Raw genomic sequence first — 18,016 nt, forward strand, 5'->3', positions numbered from 1 at the left:
GGAATCAGTCGATCTTGATGTTGGCGTCGGCGATGACCTTGGACCATTTGCTGAGCTCGGCGTCGACGAACGCGGCGAACTCGGGCTGCGTCATGGTGCCCGGCTCGGCGCCCTGCGCCGCGAACTCCTTGCGCACCGCGGCGCTGGACAAGGCCTTGCGCACGTCGGCCGACAGCCGGTTCGCCAGCTCGGGCGACATGCGGCCGGGACCGTACAGGCCGAACCAGGCGGTGGCCTCGAAACCCTTCACGCCCGCCTCGTCGATGGTGGGGACGTCCGGCAGCGCCGGCGAACGCTTGAGCGAGGTCACGCCCAGGGCCCGCAGGCGGCCGGACTTGATGTGCTGGATCACGCCCGGCACCGAGTCGAACATCACGGGGATCTGTCCGCCCAAGAGGTCGTTCAGCGCCGGCGCCGCGCCCTTGTAGGGGATGTGCGTCATCTGGATGCCGGTCATGGACTTGAACAGCTCGCCCGACAGGTGATTGGCGCCGCCGGTGCCGGCCGAACCGAAGTCCACCTTGCCGGGATGCTGCCTGGCGTAGGCGATCAGCTCCTGCACCGTGCGCACCGGGAAGGCGTGGTTCACCACCAGCACGTTGGGCACGGCCGCGACCTGGGCGATGGGCGTGAAGTCCGTGCGCGTGTTGTAGCGCAGGTTCTTGTACAGGCCGGGATTGATGACGTGGTGCGTGGCCGTCAGCATCAGCGTGTAGCCGTCGGGCTGCATGCCCGCCAGTTGCTCCGAGAAGATGGTGCCGCTGGCGCCCGCGCGGTTCTCCACCACGACCGGCTGGCCCCAGTTCTTCTGCAGCTCGGCCGCCAATTGGCGGGCCAGGATGTCGGTGGTGCCGCCCGGGGGGAACGGCACGACGATCCTGACCGGCTGGGTGGGAAAGTTCTGGGCGTGGGCCAGGGCGGGCAGTGCCATGCCCGCCGCGCTGGCCAGCACGGCAAGGGCACGCTGGATGCGCATCGTCATGTCGTCTCCTTTCTTCTATCGTTCGGAAGCGCTCAGGCCGCGCCCAGTTCGTGCGGGAACTCGACCATGGCCTCGCCCGCGGCGACGATCTCGCCGCGCTGGTTCGCCACCTGCACCTCCAGCGTGGCCCAGCGGCTTTTCTTCGTGGCCTGCACGGCCGACACCTTGGCGGTGGGCGTGATGGTGTCGCCCGGCTTGACGGGAATCTTCCAGCGCGTCTCGAGCCGGCGCTGCATGCCGCCCAGCGGATAGAGCCAGTCGGTCAGCATCTTCGTGATGACGCCGAAGTTGTTCATGCCGTGCATGATGATTCCGCCGAAGTTGGTGCGGCCGAAATCACCCTTCATGTATTCGTCGTCCCAGTGCAGCGGGTTGTAGTCCAGCGAGGCCTCGCAGAAATCGCGGATGGTTTCGCGGGTAGGGGAGAAAGGCGTGCCCTCGATGGTCAGGCCGGGCTTCAGGGTGTCGAATGCGTTGCTCATGATTGACCTTCAGAAGGGGCGGATGGTCCAGCCGCGGCCGGAACAGATGACTTCGTCGCGCTGGTTGAAGAACACGTTGTCGTGCACGACGAACAGGCGGTTCTTCCGGATGAACTTGTCCAGCGCGCGCGCCTCGAGCCGGATGACGTCGCCGGGCCGCGCCGGCTGGTTGTAGCTCCACGACTGGCCGGCGTTGACGGTGCCGGGGCTGCGCATCCAGTCGTCGGTGGGCGTGCACGCGAACATCAGCAGGATGTGGATGGCCGGGGGGGCGATCAGGCCCTTGTAGGGGCTGTTGCGCGCATACTCCTCGTCGAAGTAGAGCGGGTGCATGTCGCCGACCACGCGGCAGTATTTCTGGATCGCTTCCAGCGTCAGCGTGTAGGGCAGGGTCTTGCGCGGTTCGCCGGGGACGATGTCGTCCCAGGTCTTGCGCAATTGCTCGTCTTTCCAGAAATCGGTCTCGAAGCTTGTCTCGGTTGCCATGGAAGTCCATTGAGAGGTGTTGACCTGCGGCCTGGATCTGCTAGAATGACCGCTTAGCGGATATAAGTATCCGCTCTATGACCATTATTTGGATTCCGGCCTGCGCTGTCAAGGCCGTGGAGGACCCATGGCGACCCCAGAAAGCGAATCGTTCGTCCGCACCTTCGCCCGCGGCCTGGCCGTGATCGAGGCCATGGGCCACGGCGCGCATCGGAAAAACCTGGCGGAAATCGCCGAAGAAGTGGACCTGCCGCGCACCGCGGTGCGGCGTTTCCTGCTGACCCTGATCGAGCTCGGCTTCGTGCAGACCGACGGCAAGCGCTACTGGTTGACGCCGCGCGTGCTGCGCCTGGGCCTGTCCTACCTGAACAGCCTGCCCTACTGGCGCCAGGCCCAGCTCAGCCTGGAAGAACTGTGCGGGCGCATCAAGCAATCGTGCGCGCTGTCGGTGCTCGATGGCGAACACATCGTCTACATCCAGCGCCAGCACTCCAAGCGCATCCTGACCATGAGCCCGTCGCTGGGCAGCCGCCTGCCCGCGCACGCGGTGTCGATGGGGCGCATCCTGCTGGCCGGCCTTCCAGACGACGCGCTGGAACAGTATCTGCGAACCGCCACGTTCAAGCGGCTGACCGGCGCCACCGTGGTCGATCCCGACACGCTGCGCGAGCGCATCCTGGCGGCGCGCAAGCAGGGCTACGTCTGGATAGACGGGGAACTGGACGAGGCCATCTGCGGCCTGGCCGTGCCGGTGCGCGACCAGGACGGCAACACCATCGCCGCGATCAACGTCAGCCTGCCGACCGGGCAGGTCACGCAGGAAGAAGCCCTGAAGCTGTACCTGGCCGAGTTGCGGCAGGCCGCCTCGCAGATCCGGGCGGCCACGATGTAGGGCGACGCGGGCTCAGGTCCGCGCCACGCTCCACGACGGCCGTTCGTTCAGCGTCGCGACGTCGAAACCCGCCAGTTGGCGGTACGACTGCTCCACCCGCTCCAGTTCGGCCGCCGCCGAGGCATGGTCGCTGGCGCGCGCCAGGGTGCTGACCCGCTTCATCACATCGCCCGCCATACTGCGGTTGGCCCGCTGCACGGCGGCCACGGCCTCGCGGCGCGCCTGTTCGTAGGCCGACAGCGCGGCGTCCGGACCGGGCTGCATGGCCAGGTGGTAGGCCAGGACCCGCGCGTCGATGATGGCCTGCGATGCGCCATTGGAACCGAAGGGATACATGGCATGGGCCGCGTCGCCCAGCAGCGTGGCCCGCCCGGCCGTCCAGCGCGGCAAGGGATCGATGTCCGCCATCGGATACTCGTAGGCCGCGTCCGTCCGGCGCACCAGCGCCGGGATGTCCAGCCAGTCGAAGTCCCAGTGGGCGACGTGGGCGGCCACCGCCTCGGGAGCGATGGGGCGGTTCCAGTTGCCGAGTTCGCCCGCGGCGCCCGGCTCGGTGGGCCGCACGATCAGCCAGTTCAGCACGCCCGGGCCGATGGGATAGACCACGCAGCGCAGATGCTCGTCGCCCACGATCACCATCGAGCGTCCACCGCGGAAGGCCGGCCCCGGCGCCGCGCCGCGAAACATGGTCCAGCCGTTGGTGGCCAGCGGCGATCCGTGCCCATGCAGCGCGGCGCGCACGGCCGAGCGTATGCCGTCGGCGCCCACCAGCACGTCGGCCTCGAAGACAGCCGTGCCGCCGGCGGCAGGCGACGCCGTCACCCGCACGCCTCCGGCCTCCTGGGCCACGTCCTGCACGCGCTGCCCGGCCATGACCGCCTCCGGGCCCAGGCGCTCGATCACCGCGGCCAGCAGCAGCTCCTGGAGCTTGCCCCGGTGCACCGAATACTGCGGCCACCGGTAGCCGGCCGCGAGGCCCCGCGCCTCGGCGTTGATCAGCCGGCCGCCGCTGTCCACGTAGGCCAGCTCGGACGTGGGGATGCCGAAGGACGCCAGCCGCTCGCCCAGTCCCAGCTCGTCCAGCTCGCGCACGGCGTGCGGCGGCAGGTTGATGCCCACGCCCAATTGCTGGATCCGCCGGGCGGCCTCCAGCACCGTCACGTCGGAGATGCCCGCGGCATGCAGGCTGAGCGCGGCGGTCAACCCGCCTATGCCCGCGCCCGCGATCACGATCTTCATGGTGCCATTCCTCCTGGCGCGGTCAGGGCTGGCGCATCAGCTTGGCATGCTCGACCAGCTTGCGTTCCGAGACGTAGTAGCTGGCGGCGAACTTGCCATAGTCGGCGGGCGGACTGAACCAGTAGGTCTGCCCGAGCTTCTCCAGCAGCTTGGCGTACTCCGGGTCGTCCACCGCCGCCTTGAAGGCGGCCGCCAGTTTCTGCACCACGTCCGGCGGCATGCCCTTGGGCCCGATCAATCCATAGGGCGCGGAATTGGCGATGTCGTAGCCCAGGCTGCGGGCGGTAGGCAGGTCCGACAGCAGCGGCGTCGGCTCCGCGTCGAACGACATCAGCAGCCGCAGCGCGCCCGACTGCACGTGCGGCAGCAGGCTGCCCACCGCGTCCACCGCCGCCACCGTCTGGCCGCCCAGCAGGCTGACGGCGGCTTCGCTGCTGCTCTTGTAGCCGACGTGGGTCAGCTCGACGCCGGCAGCGGCGGCGAAGGCCTCGGTCAGCAGATGCATGCTGGTGCCCGCGCCGGCGGTCGCCACCGACACTTTGCCCGGATTGGCCTTGGCGTACCGCACCAGGTCGGCCGCCGTCCGGTACGGGGAATCCGCCTTCACCGCCAGCACGAAGGTATAGCCGCCCAGCCCCGCGATCCAGGTGAAGTCGCGGATCGGGTCCCAGTCCACCTTCTGCATGTACGGGACGCGGAACATGCCGGCCGTGGCCGAGGCGATGGTATAGCCGTCGGGCTTGTCCTGCCTGGCCATGGTGGAGGCGGCCAGCGTGGCGCCGACGCCCGGCTTGTTCTCGACGATGATGGGCTGGCCGAGATGGCGCGCCGCCAGTTCGGCCAGCTTGCGGAAGGTCAGGTCGGTGGGGCCGCCCGGACCGAAGCCGACCAGCAGGCGTATCGGCCGGTTCGGATAGTCCTGCTGGGCGGCCGCTGCGGGCTGGGGCGCGGCGGGTAGCAGCAGGGCCAGGGCGAGCGCCCAGGTCCCGCGGAAAAAGCATTTCATCGATGGTCTCCTTTGTTATCCGCTTAGCGGTTATTAATGACCGCTTATCGACCATAGTGCGGCAAAGGAAGAAACCGTGTCAAGAAATGGCGGTGGCGCCCGGTCGTCCACCGGCGGGTGGGCCCGAGTCCGATTCCATTTAAGTATACGTATAACTGTACTTATTATTAATTCCTTAAAAATCATCGTCTTATAAATTATATTGATTTGATATTTCCGTATTGATATAGTCGCTCCACGTTTTCATGACATGGGCCCCAACGGTCCGCACATCGTTCAGGGGCCCTCTCATGCGTTGCCTTCGCCGTCTTGCCCTCGCCGCCGCCACCGCGGCCTGTCTGCTGCCCTGGGCGGCCCACGCCCAGGGCGAGGCCTGGCCCAGCCGGCCCTTGACCTTGATCGTCTCGTCGGGCCCCGGCGCCGGCGTCGATACCTTCGCCCGCGTCCTGGCCGAGCGCCTGCAGCCCCGCCTGGGGCAGAGCGTCATCGTCGAGAACCGGCCCGGCGCCTCCGGCATGATCGCGGCGCGCCAGGCGGCGCGGTCCGCGCCCGACGGCTACACGCTGTTCCTGATGCCCAACACGCTGGTCATCGCGCCCTATGTGCTGGCGCAGAACGCCGCCACGGTCGACGTCACGAAGGAACTGGCGCCGGTGGTGATGCCGGTCTCGACCATGATGGTCATGGCGGTCAACGGCAAGTTCGCCGACAGCCACGGCATCAGGACGGTGAAGGATTTCATCGCCGTGGCGAAGAAAGATCCCGGCTTCGCCTACTCCGGCGGCGACAACGGCTCGCCGATGAACGTGATGGGCGAGCAGTTCCGCAAGGAGTCCGGGCTGGAACTGACCAGCGTCCCGTACGGCGGCGTGGCCAAAATGGTGACGGCGCTGCTGGGCGGACAGGTCAACATGGCCTGGATGCCCACCTCGGGCAACACCCAGTACTTCCGCGACGGCATGCTGCGCGCCCTGGCCACGTCCTCGCCCCGGCGCTCGCCGCAGATGCCCGACGTGCCGGCGATGGCCGAGCTCGGCTATCGCGACGTACAGGCCACCGCATGGTTCGGCATCCTGGCGCCGCTGGGCACGCCGGCGCCCGTCATTGCCCGGCTCAACCAGGAAATCAATGCCGTGCTGAAGGAGCCGGCGATGCGCGCCCGGCTCGACCAGCTCGGCTACCAGCCCGAAGGCGGCGCGCCGGAGGCCTTGAGCCGGCAGATGCGCGAGGACGACGAGCGTTATCGCCGACTGACCGCCGACCTGAAGATCCGCGCCAACTGATCGCGCCTCGCCGCAAGGAGCAACCGTTGTCCGCGCCTCCCTTGAAACTCAGCATGACCTGCGGTCCCTACGACCGCGCCCAGGCCCTGATCGACGGCACCGTGCGTCCGCGGGGCATCGAACTCGACATCACCGTCAACGACGACGACGTCAGCCGCCAGTCGCAAAGCGCGCGCGGCCTGTTCGACGTCGCGGAGTTCTTCACCGGCACCTACATCGCCGACCTGCCGCGCCGCAGCCTGGGCTTCACCGCGCTGCCGATCTTCGTCAAGCGCATGTTCCGGCACTCGTACATCTACATCAACCGGCGCAGCGGCATCACCCAGCCTTCCGACCTGAACGGCCGCCGCGTGGGCGTGCAGACCTGGGCCACCAGCGCCGCGCTGTGGGCCAAGGGCATCCTGGAAGAAGACTACGGCGTCGACCTGTCGTCCATCACCTGGGTGGCCTGGCAACCGGTGCGGCTGCCGGACTGGACGCCACCGCCGTGGCTGAAGATGGAGATCGCGCCGGCCGGGTCCTCGCAGTACGACCTGCTGGCCTCGAACGCGATCGACGCGGGTATCACCACCGAGGTGTGGGCACCGAACGTCCATCCCGACATCGATTTCCTGTTCCCCGACCACGGCGCCGAGGAACGCGCCTATTTCGCCCGCACGCGCTGCTTTCCCATCATGCACACGCTGCTGGTGCGCACCAGCATTCTCGAAGCCCATCCGTGGGTGGCGCAAAGCCTGTACGACGCCTGGGAAGCATCCAAGCAGGCCTGCTACCGCAAGCAGGAGGAATGGGCGCGCATCCACACCACCTCGCTGTGGTATCGCGCGCTGTGGGAAGAGGAACGCCGCGCGGCGGGGCCCGACATCTACCCGTGGGGCTTCGCCAGGACCCGCCACGAAGTGGACCGCATGCTGGCCTACGCCCACAGGCAGGGCCTGACGCCGCGCAAGTACGAGCCGGAAGAGATGTTCTGGCCCTCGATGCTGCAGACCTGAGGCCGGCGCCTCAGTCCGCCGTGATGCCGGCGCTGCGGACGATGGGCGCGTAGGTGTCCAGGTCTCGCTTGACCACCTTGGCCAGCGTTGCCGGCGGCCCGCCGACCAGGATCTGGCTGGCGCCTTCCAGCCGCTGTTTGACGTCGGGCAGGGCCAGGATCGCGTTGATCTCGCGGTTGAGCCTGTCGACGACGGGAGCCGGCGTGCCGCGCGGCGCGAACAGCCCCGTCCACACCCCCACCACCATGCGCGGATAGCCTTGCTCGCGCAACGGCACGACCTCGGGCGCCGAGGCCAGCCGTTCCTCGTCCAGGCCGCCCAGCACGGTCAGCGCGCCGGCCTTCACGTGCTGGGCGACGTTGCCGTAGGGCACGAAGATCAGGTCGACGTGTCCCCCCAGCGTGTCGTTCAGCGCCGGGGCCAGCCCCTTGTACGACACGAAGGACATGTCGATGCCGGCCATCTGCTTGAGCATTTCGCCGGCCACGTGCTGCGGCGAGCCATTGGCCGAACCGGTGTAGGTCAGGCCGGGATGGGCCTTGGCATAGGTGACCAGCTCGGGCAGGTTCTTCACGCCCAGGCGCGGATGCGCCGCCAGCACCATCAGCGTCTTGGCCGGCAGTATCACCGGCGCGAAGTCGGCCTGCACGTCGAAGGTCACGACCCCCTTGGGCAGCACCAGCGGCGACAGCACGAAGGTATTCGGCGTCATCATCAGCGTATGGCCGTCGGGCGCCGCGCGGGCAACGTGCGCGGCGCCTATGGTGCCGCTCGCGCCGGGGCGGTTCTCGACCACGACGGTCTGGCCCAGGCGCTGGCCCAGCTTGTCGCCGATCACGCGGGCCAGCATGTCCGGGCTGCCGCCGGGCGGGAAGGGAACGACGATGGTGATGGGCCGCGACGGATAGTCGGCGTCGGCCGCATGGGCGGCCGCCATCGGCAGGCAGGCGGCGCAGGACAGCAGGAGTGCGGCAAGGGTCTTCATACGGAACATCCTGAACGAGAGTGGAAACGCCGCGCTAGGCGACGCGCGTACCGCTGGCCGACACCCCGCCGTCCACGGGCAGCACGGCACCCGTGATGAACGAGGCTTCGTCGGAAGCCAGCCACAACACCGGCGCCGCGATCTCGGCCGGTTCGCCCCAGCGGGCGATGGGCGCGGGCACGAAGCCGCGGTCCTTCAATTCGGCCTCGGACAGGCCGCGCGCGGCCGCGCGGCCCAGCGTGAATCCGGTCAGCACCGATCCCGGGCACACGGCGTTCGCGCGTACGCCGTACCGGGCTTCCTCGATGGCCAGCACGCGGGTGGCCGCGACCATCGCCGCCTTGGTGACGTCGTACTGGCCCATGCCGGCCCGGCCGCAGATGCCGAAGGTGGAGGCGACGTTGACCACCGCGCCGCGCCCCGACCTGCGCAGCCAGGGCAGGGCGAGCGCGGTGACCAGGCCGGCGCCGATCACGTTGACGGCCAGGATGCGCTGCCAGGATGCGGCGTCGGCATCGGCCAGGCGATGGTATTCGCGCGTGGCGGCATTGTTGACCAGGATGTCGAGCGCGTCGCCGTGCGCGCGGATGGCGTCGCCCAGGCGCGCCACCCGGGCCTCATCGGCGATGTCGCACGTCGCGGTGGCGATGCGGTCCCGCCCCAGGCGGGCCACGCCCGCCGCGAGCGCGTCGGCGTCGCGATCCACCAGGAGCACGCGCGCGCCTTCGTCCGCGAACAGCGAGGCTATGGCCTGGCCGATGCCGCCCGCGCCGCCGGTAATCAATGCCGTCTTGCCTTCGAGCCGGTGGCCCATGCTGACTCCTAGACGGGATAGGCCAGCGAACCGGCCGGGTTGTCGATGCGTTCGCCGTGCTCGGCCTGCGACACGAAGGCGGTGCGCAGCAAGCGGCGCACCTTGATCACGTCTTCGTCGGGGGCCAGCAGGTATTCGCGCGAGCGCGCCTCGATCAGGTCGCCTTGCGCCTCGGCGGCGAAGGCATCCTCGGTATTGACGAGCTCCAGCCGCGGCAGCGCCACCTCGTTGAACAGGCGCGTGGCGGCGGCGCGTTCGGCCTCGGTCCGGGCGCGCCAGGACAGGAAGCGGACCACCGTCGTGTGCTGGGCGTCCTGCGGGAATTGCCACAGCCGCGACGCGTAGGGCGCGGCGCCCGGCGCCGGCACGATGGGATTGGTGGTCAGACAGGGCAGGCAGAAACGCTGGCCCTTGACGTCGACCGTGAAGTGGCCGTGATTGATCGGCTTGCCTTCCAGGTCGACCGACACGCCGCGCACACCGTGCGAGGTACGGATGATCTTGATGCGGCGGTCTTCCAGCGGCACCTCGTTACTGCCCGGCTTGCGCTCGGCGCGGTGCACGGCCTGCGAATCGGTGTGCAGCACGACGGCGTGGAAACCGTCGCTGCCGTCGATGGCCAGCAGCCAGTTGGCGTTCCAGGTGGAGGTGGGCAGCCGGAAGCAGATGAACTCATCGGGCTTGAGCAGTTCCTCGGGAACCTGGGTCTCGAGCGGCGGCGGCGGAAAGCGGACCGGGTCGCCCAGGTAGGCCCAGATATAGCCTCCCAGTTCCCGCGCCGGATACGCGGGCACGGCCAGCCGGTCGTGGTGGGGAGTGTGCGCGGTCTCCCAGGGGATGAGCGTGCAGCGGCCTTCGCCATCGAAGCGCAGCCCGTGCATCAGGCACTGCAGGTCTCCATCCATGACGCGGCCGACCGACAGGCGGATGCTGCGATGCGGGCAACGGTCGCGCACGACGTTCGGCCGGCCGTCGGCGCCGCGCCACGCGGCAAGTTTTTCGCCCAGCACCTTCAGGCCCACCGGCTTGTCGGCGGGCAACTCTTCCGATTGCAGGATCGGATACCAGTAATTGCGCAGCCCGGAAGGCAAGCCCTCCGGAATCAGCTGGACCAGTTCCTTGACCACGGTGCCACTCATTTCCATCCCCTTGGGTTCCAAGCATGCGGACACTATAAGAAGATGGAAATATCATGTCAAATATCGATGCTTATAAAATACAATGCATTGTTTTTAAATCATTTTTTTATTTGTGTACATATAAGCACACATATAATCAGGCCAACTCATCCGACCGGTGTGGTAACGTTGCCGCCGAGGAGATTCCATGCAGCCCGAACCCGACCACGAACTGCCGGCCCAGGCCGGCTCTACGCGCGACGAGCCCGATCCGCTGCTGGTCATGTACAGCATGCCGGGGCACCTGATCCGGCGCGCCAAGCAGAAGACCACGCTGGCCTTCGCGCCCATCACCCGGCGCTTCAACCTCACGCCCATCCAGTACGTCGTGCTCAAGACGATCTCGATCCGGCCTGGCGTGGATCAGGCCGAACTGGGCGACATCGTGGGACTCGATACCTCGACCACCGGACAGGTGGCCGCCCGGCTGGAGCAACGCTCGCTGATCGTGCGCCGGCCCGACGGCCGGCGCCAGCGCGTCGAGGCCTCGGCCGAAGGCCTGGCGCTGCTCGAACAGCTGGGCCCCATGCTCGAGGACATCCAGGACGAAATCGTCCAGCCGCTGACGGCCAAGGAAAGACAGCAGCTGCTGCGGCTGCTGTCCAAGATGCTGGGCGTGGCCACCCTGTACTACCAGCCCAGGCCACGCGGACGGCGGCGCGCGCCGCGCGATCCGGACCCGGCCGGCTGACGCGCCGCGATGGCCCCGCCCCGGGTCATCGCATGGCGGTCACTCTATCGTCACGCCCGTCCGGGCGATGATGTCCTTCCAGGCCCTGGCCTCGTTCCGCATGCGGTCGGCGAACTGCGCAGGCGAATTCGCCACCGGCAGCGTGCCCTGCTCAACGAACTTGCGCTGCACGTCCGGATCCCCCACCGCCGCGCGAAAGGCGCCGGCCAGCCGCTCGACGATGGCCGGATCGGTGCCGCGCGGCGCCGCGATGCCCCACCAGTTGGCCAGGATGACGCCCGGCGGCAGGCCGACCTCGGCCGTGGTCGGCACCTGCGGCAGGGCCGGCAGCCGCTGGTCGGCGGCCACCGCCACGGCGCGGATGCGCCCCGCCGCGATCTGCCCGGCGACGATGCCGTAGCTGGCGATCAGCAATTGCACGTCATTGGCGACCAGCGCCTGCACCCCGGGCTGCGAACCCTTGTAGGGTACGTGGACCATGCGCGCGTCCAACTGATCGGACAGCATCAGCGCGGACACGTGCGGCACGGTACCCGCGCCTGGCGATCCGTAGTTCAGCTTGCCCGGGTGGGCCTTGGCATAGTCGGCGAAACCGGCGTAGTCGCGGGCCGGCAATGCGCCCGTGATCGTGACCAGATAGGGCTGCTCGACCAGCAGGCTGACCGGCGTCAGCGCCGCCAGAGGATCGAAGCCCATCTTCGGGAACAGGAACTGGTTGATGACGAAGTTGTTCGTCGGCCCCATCAGCAGCGTATAGCCATCGGGCGCGGCGTTGACCACGTCCAGCGTGCCGATGTTGCCCGCCGCGCCGGCCTTGTAGTCGATGATGACGGGCTGCCCGAGCTGCTTCTCCAGGGCCTGCTGCAGGTTGCGCAGCACCAGGTCTCCGCCGCCGCCGGGCGGATAGGGCAGGACGATCTTGACCGGCCGCTCGGGATAGGCGGAGAAGGCGGCGGCGGCGAACGACAGGCTGGCGATGGCCAGGACCACACGGCATCCACTGCATGGCTTGCTCATAAGAACTCCCATGAACGTAAGGAAACCCTGGCCGGCCGGAACCTAGGCCAGGTCGAAGCGCTGTCCCCGGTTCTGCTTGTCGGCGCGCCGGTAGATGTCCCACGCCAGCGCCACGTCTATGCTGCCTATGCCGGTCATGAAAGCCATGACCCGATCCGTCGCGGCGGCCCGTCCCGGGGCGCGGCCGCTCACGATGTCCTGCATGCCGATGCCGCGGGCATCGTCGATGGCCAGCCCCGGCCGGTAGCGCTCGAAGGCGCGCGCCAGGTTGTCCCGGTGGTCGCACACCACGCGGTCGGCCCGTCCATACGTGGCGTCGTCCCACGAGCCCGTGATGTCGAGCGGGATCAGCACCGTGCCCGGCGACCACCACTCGGCCGCGATGGGGTGCGTCTGGAGCTTGGGTACGGAAGACACCACGATGTCCATGTCCTGCACGGCCTGCCGGATCTCGTCCACCGGCGTCAGCGTCCACGGCCCCCGGCCCGCCATGCGCGCGCAGAAGTCCGCCCGCGAGGCGGGGCGCTGCGAAGCCACGAACACTTCCGCGATCGAGGGAAACAGCGCCGCCAGGCAGCGCAGGGACCACTCGCCCAGGCCGCCGCAGCCCACCAGGCCGACGCGGCGCGGCGCCGGGTTCGCGCAATACCTGGCCGCCAGCGCGGCGCAGGCGCCGGTGCGGGCGTAGGTGATCCACATCCCTTCCATGATGGCCACCGGCACGCCGGTGACCGGATCGTTCAGCACGATCAGCGCGCTGGAGTCCGGCGCGCCATGCCGGGCATTGCCCGGAAAGAACGACACCCACTTCATGCCCAGCGCCTGCTGCCCCGCCACCCAGGCGGGCATGGCGTGCAGGAAGCTGGACGGCCCGTGCGGATGCAGCGCGACCTTGGCCGGCACCTCGACCTCGCCTGCCGCGTCGCGGCGGTAGGTGTCCTCGACGACACGGATGACATCGGCCAGCGGCGGCGCACAGCGCGCGACGTCGGCGGCGGACAGCAGGAGCGGTCGTATGGCGGCGGGCATGTCGGTCTCCATCGAAGCCTGTGGGTTCGCTAGGAAATGACGTGCAGCCGCCAGTCCAGGGAGCCCGAGATGATCTCGCACCCCCGCGCGCGCACGATCACGTGCTCTTCGGCGTTCAGCAGCCCTTCCTGCGTCTCGATCTTGGGTTCCGGCGTGATGCTCATGCCTTCCTGGAACACGTGCGCATCGAACGCGTTGATGTAGGGCGGCTCGTTGACCAGCCCGATGCCGTGGCCGATGCGCTTGGCGGGGTGGTCCGAGTAGTTGGTCCAGCCGGTCCGGGCCAGCAGCGACTGCGAGTACTCGAACACCGACGCGGTCGTGACGCCGGGCCGGATCTTCTCCATCACCTGGAAAAGGATTTCCCACATGCCGTCATGCTCGCCCTGCTGGCGCGCGCTGGGCGCGCCGAACACCGCGCGCCGCGTGATGTCCATCTTGTAGCCGTTCACGCTGCAGCCGCCGTCCAGGTAAAGAATGTCCCCGCGCCGGAAGGCGCCGCCGGGACCCGTGGCGCCCAGCGCCACCGGCGGCCCGGAATCCAGGTCCGCGCCCAGTTCGGCGTACAGGGCCATGATGCGCTGCTGGACCGCGCGCTGCGTCACGCCCTCGTTCAAGGATCCCAGGCATTGCGCCCAGGCCCGCGATCCGATCGCGCATGCCTGTCGCAGCTGCTCGATCTCCCATTCGGACTTGATCATGCGGCAGGCCCAGATCACCGGCGAGGAATCAACCCAGCGTATGCCGGGCAATTCGCCGCGCAGGCGGTCGAGGTCCGCCAGCCCCAGGCCCAGCCGGGGTTCGTTGCCCAGCTCGATGCCCAGCCGCGCGGCGTGCAGCCCGCGTTCGGCCAGGATGTCGCGCAGTCCCCAGTCGGTGGCCGGCTCACGGTCGAACGGCATCTCGGGGTAGATGCGCCGGTCGGCCACGCAGGGATGGCCCGGCCGGCGATACAGGCGCGCGAACATGTCCGGACCGCTCCAGTTCACCAGGGCCGGTTCGCCCTCGGCCGGCAGCACGAAGGCCGCCGGGCGGCCGGGGCTGGCCTTCTCGCCGGTGAAGTAATAGAAACCCACGGGGTCGGTAACCACCAGCCCGTCCATGCCGGCGCGCGCCATTTCCGCCCGCGCGCGGGCCATCCTCGCTTCGAACTCCTGCCGTGGCACGCTCACTGTTCGCTCCTCCTGTCGCCGCGCCGCGTCCCTTGGAAGCGTGCGACGCGGTAGTCAAAAGCCGACGGCCGCGCCGTCCTTGCGATGGTCCGATCCCGCCACGTAGCCGTCGCTGCCGCGCAGGATCAATTGCGCGCCGCCGAACGCGAAGGCCGCCTGCGGCGATTCCTGCCGCACTTCGTGGCCAAGCGCCAGCAGGCCCGCCACGCTGGATTCCGGCATGCCGGCCTCGACCAGCACCTTGCGTCCCGACACCACCTGCCAGCGCGGCGCGTCGGACGCGGCCTGCGGATTCTGGCCGTACAGCTGCGTACGCACGGCCAGTTGCAGATGCCCTTGCGCCTGCATCGGCCCCCCCATCACGCCGAAGCTCATCGCGGGCTGGCCCGCGCGCATCGCGAAGCCGGGGATGATGGTGTGCAGCGGCAGCCGCCGCGACCCCACCAGGTTGGGATGCCCGGGCCGCAGCGAGAAGCCCATGCCGCGGTTCTGCAGGCTGATGCCGGTGCCGGGCACGACCACGCCCGAACCGAAGCCCTCGTAGTTGGACTGGATGAACGAGACCATCATGCCCGCCGCGTCGGCGGCGGCCAGATAAACCGTGCCGCCCTGGCGCGGCGCGCCCGCGCCGAAATCGCCGGCGCGCGCCGGATCGATCAGCGCCGCGCGCGCATCCAGATAGTCATCCGCCAGCAGGGACTTCGGGTCGACCTGCATACCGGCCGGATCGCCGACGAAGGCCTCGACGTCGGCGAACGCCAGCTTCATCGCCTCGATCTGCAGGTGCATGGCCTCGATGCTGTCGACCGCGTGGCGACGCAGGTCGTGGCGCGCCAGGATGCCCAGCGCGATCAGCGTGGCGATGCCCTGCGTATTGGGCGGAATCTCGTGCACGTCGACGTCGCCGATGCGCTGCGACAGCGTGCCGCACCAGTGCGCCTCGTGCGCGGCCAGGTCGTCGCGCGTCATCGCGCCGCCATGGCGCGCGGCATGCGCGACCAGGGCCTCGGCCAGCGCGCCCCGGTAGAAAGCCTCGCCGCCGGTGGCGGCGATGGCCTCCAGCGTGCCGGCCAGCGGCGCATTGCGAAAGGTCTCGCCGGCGGCAGGCGCGCGCCCGCCGGGCAGGAAGGCTTCGGCAAAGCCCGGCTGGTCGGCGTAGTTGGGCGCGATGCGCTGCCACAACGCGGCGATGAGCGGACTGACCGCGAACCCTCGCCGGGCGTAGTCCACGGCCGGCTCGAACAAGCGCTCGAACGGCAGCGCGCCGAAGCGCCGGCTCAGCGCCACCCACGACGACACCGCGCCCGGCACCGTGACGCTGTCCCAGCCACGGCGCGGCATGGTCTCGCGCCCGGCGAAACGCGCCGCATCCCAGGCGGCCGGCGCGCGCCCGCTGGCGTTCAGGCCGTGCAGGCTCGCGCCGTCCCAGACAATCGCGAAGGCATCGCTGCCCACGCCGTTGGCGGTGGGCTCGACCACCGTGGACGCGATGGCGGCCGCGACCGCCGCATCGACGGCGTTGCCGCCTTGCAGCAGCATGCGCAGCCCGGCCTGCGCCGCCAGCGGCTGCGAGGCGCACACCACGTTGCGCGCCAGCACCGGCGAACGCTGCGACGAATAGGGCAATGCGTAGTCGAGATCCATGGCGCTCAGGCGGGCACGCCGGCCACCGGGGTCACCCAATGCGCGTAGCGTTCGTCGCGTCCGCGCACGGCATCGAAATACAGCGACTGCAGCCGCCGCGTCACCGGCCCGGGCACGCCCTGGCCGATGGGCCGGTCGTCCAGCGCCACCACTGGCGTGACCTCGGCCCCGGTGCCCACGAAGAAAGCCTCGTCGGCGATGTACATGGCGTCGCGGGTGAAGAACTCCTCGCGCACCACCAGGCCCGCGCCACGCGCGAGCTGGATGATGGAGTCGCGGGTGATGCCGTCCAGGATATAGGTCAGCGGCGGCGTGATCAGTTGCCCGTCGCGCACGATGAAGACGTTCTCGACCGAGCCCTCGGCCACGTGCCCCTCGGCGTCCAGCAGCAGCGCCTCGTCGTAGCCGCCGCGCAGCGCATCGGTGCGCGCCATCTGGAACAGCATGTAGTTGCCGCAGGCCTTGGCCTTGGACATGTTCGAATTGATGTGATGCCGCGTATAGGACGAAGTCTTGACCCGCGTGCCCTGCTCCAGCTTGCCCTGGCCCAGGTATTCGCCCCAGAACCAGACCGCGATGCCCACGCTGACCTTGCACCCCGTGTAGTTCAGCCCCATGCCGCCGTAGCCGATGTAGGCCACCGGCCGCAGATAGCACTGCGAGTGGCCGCTGGCCGCGACGGTTTCGCGGCAGGCCTCGACGATGGTTTCCCGGGTGTAGGGAATGTCCAGCCCGATGATCTTGGCCGACTTGAACAATCGGTCGATGTGGGCGTCGAGCCGGAATATGGACGTGCCCTGCTCGCCGTCATAGGCGCGTATGCCTTCGAAGACCCCGAACCCATACTGGAAACTGTTGCTGACGAAATGGACGGACGCATCCGCCCAATCCACCAGCTTGCCATCGATCCAGATGGGTGAACCCTGCTCTTCCATGACCGCCTCCTTCCAGGAAAGGCCGACTGCAAGAACTGCTTGAAGGGATTGCCGCTTACTTGATGGGAGAAATCTTCAGGTTGCGCAGCATGCGCTGCAGCGTGGTGCGCAGGATCTCCAGGTCCGCCGGCGGCACGTCGTGCACCGACCACTCGTACTGCGCCGACACCGCCGGCAGCATCGCGTCGAGCAGGTCGCGCCCGGCCTGGGTGATCGAAACGATGACCGCGCGGCCGTCGTCATCGTCCTGCTCGACGGTGACCAGCTCCTGCGCCTCCATCCGGCCGATGGTGCGGCTGAGCGTGGAGGACTCGATCAGCGTCAGCTCGATCAGGTCGCGCATGCGGGCATGGTCGCGGCGGGTAAGCGCGATCAACACCCGGTAGACGCTGGCGGTCTGGTTGAAGGGGCGCAGCGCCTCGGTCAGGCTGATGGCCAGCCGTTCGGACACCTGCCGCAGCAGGTAGGCCGTCTTCTTTTCGCTGCGCTGGTCCGAGAAGGCATCCGGCTCGTCATCGACCGGATCGACCGGCTTGCGGCGGGAGGAACGCGTCGAGCTGGAGGCCATGGCGAAGGAACCGTGATGGTTGCGATGGCCTATTTACTCACAAATAAACTTGCATATGCAAGTTCTTTTACAAGAATATTTTCATTTGATATCGCATAAAAACGGGAGGCCCACAGCCTCCCGCTCCTGCTAGCCCCCCACGCGCGCCATCCTCACCCCCAACGCCCCCAGCGCCGTCGCGGTGGCCAGCCCCACCACGCCCAGCCAGCCCGCATGCGCCCACACCAGGCTGCCCAGCCCCGCGCCGGCGGCCATGCCGATGAACATCCCGGCCACCAGCAGGGCGTTCAGGCGGCTGCGCGCCGCGGGCTCCAGGCCGTAGACCTGGGTCTGGCTGGCAACCAGCGAGGCCTGCACGCCGAAGTCGAAGCCGATGGCGCTGGCCACCAGCAAGGCGAGCTGCGCCTGTGCCGGCAGCACCTCGGTCAGCGCCAGGCTGGCGAACGAGACGGCCGCGATGATGGTGGCGATGCGGGCCACGCCGTCGGAGCCGCGGCGATCGGCCAGCCGGCCCGCGAAGGGCGCGGCCAGGGCGCCCGCCGCGCCGGCCAGGCCGAAGGCGCCGGCGGCCGTGCTGCCCAGGTGGAAGCGGTCGTGCAGCATCACGGCCAGCGTGCA

19 protein-coding genes are annotated in these 18,016 nt (G+C 68.8%); 4 read left to right on the forward strand and 15 right to left on the reverse strand.

The window, feature by feature from the left end:
* Positions 1-4 precede the first annotated feature (4 nt).
* The 3 genes from CDO46_RS13995 to CDO46_RS14005 are packed head-to-tail and all read right to left on the reverse strand — an operon-like array spanning position 5 to position 1,950.
* Positions 5-982 carry a tripartite tricarboxylate transporter substrate binding protein gene (locus CDO46_RS13995; RefSeq protein ID WP_217896311.1) on the reverse strand — a complete coding sequence of 326 codons (978 nt, stop codon included), beginning with the start codon at positions 980-982 and terminating at the stop codon, positions 5-7.
* Positions 983-1,014: 32 nt separating this feature from the next.
* On the reverse strand, positions 1,015-1,464 hold the full coding sequence (locus CDO46_RS14000; RefSeq protein ID WP_087839068.1) for a MaoC family dehydratase: 450 nt from the start codon (positions 1,462-1,464) through the stop codon (positions 1,015-1,017).
* A 9-nt stretch (positions 1,465-1,473) separates the two neighbouring features.
* Positions 1,474-1,950, reverse strand: a complete 477-nt coding sequence (locus CDO46_RS14005) for a MaoC family dehydratase (RefSeq protein ID WP_087839069.1) — start codon at positions 1,948-1,950, stop codon at positions 1,474-1,476.
* Positions 1,951-2,077: 127 nt separating this feature from the next.
* Between CDO46_RS14005 and CDO46_RS14010 the strand changes: the two genes are divergently transcribed.
* The gene (locus tag CDO46_RS14010; protein WP_087839070.1) at positions 2,078-2,842 is read left to right on the forward strand and encodes an IclR family transcriptional regulator C-terminal domain-containing protein; all 765 of its coding nucleotides are present in this window, start codon (positions 2,078-2,080) and stop codon (positions 2,840-2,842) included.
* 12 nt (positions 2,843-2,854) lie between these two features.
* Here CDO46_RS14010 and CDO46_RS14015 read toward each other — a convergent pair whose 3' ends face one another.
* Both CDO46_RS14015 and CDO46_RS14020 read right to left on the reverse strand, forming a co-directional pair.
* Positions 2,855-4,081 (reverse strand): FAD-dependent monooxygenase, encoded by a 1,227-nt coding sequence (locus CDO46_RS14015; RefSeq protein ID WP_087839071.1) that lies wholly within the window; start codon positions 4,079-4,081, stop codon positions 2,855-2,857.
* A 22-nt stretch (positions 4,082-4,103) separates the two neighbouring features.
* Positions 4,104-5,087: a tripartite tricarboxylate transporter substrate binding protein gene (locus CDO46_RS14020; protein ID WP_087839072.1), complete on the reverse strand. Its 984-nt coding sequence runs from the start codon at positions 5,085-5,087 to the stop codon at positions 4,104-4,106.
* Positions 5,088-5,377: 290 nt separating this feature from the next.
* On the opposite strand from CDO46_RS14020, the gene CDO46_RS14025 reads away from it, so the two are divergent.
* Both CDO46_RS14025 and CDO46_RS14030 read left to right on the forward strand, forming a co-directional pair.
* Entirely contained in the window at positions 5,378-6,370 is a 993-nt protein-coding gene (locus CDO46_RS14025; protein WP_176400749.1) for a tripartite tricarboxylate transporter substrate binding protein, read from the forward strand.
* Between the two features lie 26 nt (positions 6,371-6,396).
* The gene (locus CDO46_RS14030; RefSeq protein WP_140416864.1) at positions 6,397-7,365 is read left to right on the forward strand and encodes a hypothetical protein; all 969 of its coding nucleotides are present in this window, start codon (positions 6,397-6,399) and stop codon (positions 7,363-7,365) included.
* A gap of 10 nt (positions 7,366-7,375) precedes the next feature.
* On the opposite strand, the gene CDO46_RS14035 is transcribed toward CDO46_RS14030, so the two are convergent.
* The 3 genes from CDO46_RS14035 to CDO46_RS14045 are packed head-to-tail and all read right to left on the reverse strand — an operon-like array spanning position 7,376 to position 10,303.
* Complete coding sequence (locus tag CDO46_RS14035; RefSeq protein ID WP_176400750.1) at positions 7,376-8,350, reverse strand: tripartite tricarboxylate transporter substrate binding protein; 975 nt, start codon at positions 8,348-8,350, stop codon at positions 7,376-7,378.
* A 34-nt stretch (positions 8,351-8,384) separates the two neighbouring features.
* A complete protein-coding gene (locus CDO46_RS14040) occupies positions 8,385-9,164 on the reverse strand; it encodes an SDR family NAD(P)-dependent oxidoreductase (protein WP_087839076.1) in 780 nt (259 codons plus the stop codon).
* Positions 9,165-9,172: 8 nt separating this feature from the next.
* Entirely contained in the window at positions 9,173-10,303 is a 1,131-nt protein-coding gene (locus tag CDO46_RS14045) for a Rieske 2Fe-2S domain-containing protein (protein WP_176400751.1), read from the reverse strand.
* A gap of 187 nt (positions 10,304-10,490) precedes the next feature.
* Between CDO46_RS14045 and CDO46_RS14050 the strand changes: the two genes are divergently transcribed.
* The gene (locus tag CDO46_RS14050) at positions 10,491-11,033 is read left to right on the forward strand and encodes a MarR family winged helix-turn-helix transcriptional regulator (RefSeq protein WP_087839078.1); all 543 of its coding nucleotides are present in this window, start codon (positions 10,491-10,493) and stop codon (positions 11,031-11,033) included.
* Between the two features lie 39 nt (positions 11,034-11,072).
* Here the strand turns inward: CDO46_RS14050 and CDO46_RS14055 are convergent, their stop codons facing one another.
* The 7 genes from CDO46_RS14055 to CDO46_RS14085 form a co-directional block, all read right to left on the reverse strand.
* Positions 11,073-12,050, reverse strand: coding sequence for a tripartite tricarboxylate transporter substrate binding protein (locus CDO46_RS14055; protein ID WP_087839079.1), 978 nt, complete (start codon positions 12,048-12,050; stop codon positions 11,073-11,075).
* Positions 12,051-12,092: 42 nt separating this feature from the next.
* Positions 12,093-13,079, reverse strand: a complete 987-nt coding sequence (locus CDO46_RS14060; RefSeq protein WP_176400752.1) for an ornithine cyclodeaminase family protein — start codon at positions 13,077-13,079, stop codon at positions 12,093-12,095.
* Positions 13,080-13,108: 29 nt separating this feature from the next.
* A complete protein-coding gene (locus CDO46_RS14065) occupies positions 13,109-14,251 on the reverse strand; it encodes a Xaa-Pro peptidase family protein (RefSeq protein ID WP_132980185.1) in 1,143 nt (380 codons plus the stop codon).
* A gap of 54 nt (positions 14,252-14,305) precedes the next feature.
* The gene (locus CDO46_RS14070; protein WP_087839082.1) at positions 14,306-15,895 is read right to left on the reverse strand and encodes a gamma-glutamyltransferase family protein; all 1,590 of its coding nucleotides are present in this window, start codon (positions 15,893-15,895) and stop codon (positions 14,306-14,308) included.
* 5 nt (positions 15,896-15,900) lie between these two features.
* The gene (locus CDO46_RS14075) at positions 15,901-16,830 is read right to left on the reverse strand and encodes a branched-chain amino acid transaminase (RefSeq protein ID WP_087839083.1); all 930 of its coding nucleotides are present in this window, start codon (positions 16,828-16,830) and stop codon (positions 15,901-15,903) included.
* A 55-nt stretch (positions 16,831-16,885) separates the two neighbouring features.
* Entirely contained in the window at positions 16,886-17,398 is a 513-nt protein-coding gene (locus tag CDO46_RS14080; RefSeq protein ID WP_087839084.1) for a MarR family winged helix-turn-helix transcriptional regulator, read from the reverse strand.
* A gap of 129 nt (positions 17,399-17,527) precedes the next feature.
* The coding region (locus tag CDO46_RS14085) for an MFS transporter (RefSeq protein ID WP_140416865.1) at positions 17,528-18,016 on the reverse strand (489 nt) is incomplete at its 5' end.

The organism is Pigmentiphaga sp. NML030171 (assembly GCF_002188635.1).
GTDB lineage: Bacteria > Pseudomonadota > Gammaproteobacteria > Burkholderiales > Burkholderiaceae_B > Pigmentiphaga > Pigmentiphaga daeguensis.

Excerpts from the sequence above, each read along its gene's own strand:
- CDO46_RS14015 (WP_087839071.1), bottom strand. The coding sequence starts at position 4,081 with ATGAAGATCGTGATCGCGGGCGCGGGCATAGGCGGGTTGACCGCCGCG.
- CDO46_RS14045 (WP_176400751.1), bottom strand. The coding sequence starts at position 10,303 with ATGAGTGGCACCGTGGTCAAGGAACTGGTCCAGCTGATTCCGGAGGGC.
- CDO46_RS14035 (WP_176400750.1), bottom strand. The coding sequence starts at position 8,350 with ATGAAGACCCTTGCCGCACTCCTGCTGTCCTGCGCCGCCTGCCTGCCG.
- CDO46_RS14060 (WP_176400752.1), bottom strand. The coding sequence starts at position 13,079 with ATGCCCGCCGCCATACGACCGCTCCTGCTGTCCGCCGCCGACGTCGCG.
- CDO46_RS14010 (WP_087839070.1), top strand. The coding sequence starts at position 2,078 with ATGGCGACCCCAGAAAGCGAATCGTTCGTCCGCACCTTCGCCCGCGGC.
- CDO46_RS14025 (WP_176400749.1), top strand. The coding sequence starts at position 5,378 with ATGCGTTGCCTTCGCCGTCTTGCCCTCGCCGCCGCCACCGCGGCCTGT.
- CDO46_RS14055 (WP_087839079.1), bottom strand. The coding sequence starts at position 12,050 with ATGAGCAAGCCATGCAGTGGATGCCGTGTGGTCCTGGCCATCGCCAGC.
- CDO46_RS13995 (WP_217896311.1), bottom strand. The coding sequence starts at position 982 with ATGACGATGCGCATCCAGCGTGCCCTTGCCGTGCTGGCCAGCGCGGCG.
- CDO46_RS14070 (WP_087839082.1), bottom strand. The coding sequence starts at position 15,895 with ATGGATCTCGACTACGCATTGCCCTATTCGTCGCAGCGTTCGCCGGTG.
- CDO46_RS14020 (WP_087839072.1), bottom strand. The coding sequence starts at position 5,087 with ATGAAATGCTTTTTCCGCGGGACCTGGGCGCTCGCCCTGGCCCTGCTG.
- CDO46_RS14005 (WP_087839069.1), bottom strand. The coding sequence starts at position 1,950 with ATGGCAACCGAGACAAGCTTCGAGACCGATTTCTGGAAAGACGAGCAA.
- CDO46_RS14080 (WP_087839084.1), bottom strand. The coding sequence starts at position 17,398 with ATGGCCTCCAGCTCGACGCGTTCCTCCCGCCGCAAGCCGGTCGATCCG.
- CDO46_RS14000 (WP_087839068.1), bottom strand. The coding sequence starts at position 1,464 with ATGAGCAACGCATTCGACACCCTGAAGCCCGGCCTGACCATCGAGGGC.
- CDO46_RS14040 (WP_087839076.1), bottom strand. The coding sequence starts at position 9,164 with ATGGGCCACCGGCTCGAAGGCAAGACGGCATTGATTACCGGCGGCGCG.
- CDO46_RS14075 (WP_087839083.1), bottom strand. The coding sequence starts at position 16,830 with ATGGAAGAGCAGGGTTCACCCATCTGGATCGATGGCAAGCTGGTGGAT.
- CDO46_RS14050 (WP_087839078.1), top strand. The coding sequence starts at position 10,491 with ATGCAGCCCGAACCCGACCACGAACTGCCGGCCCAGGCCGGCTCTACG.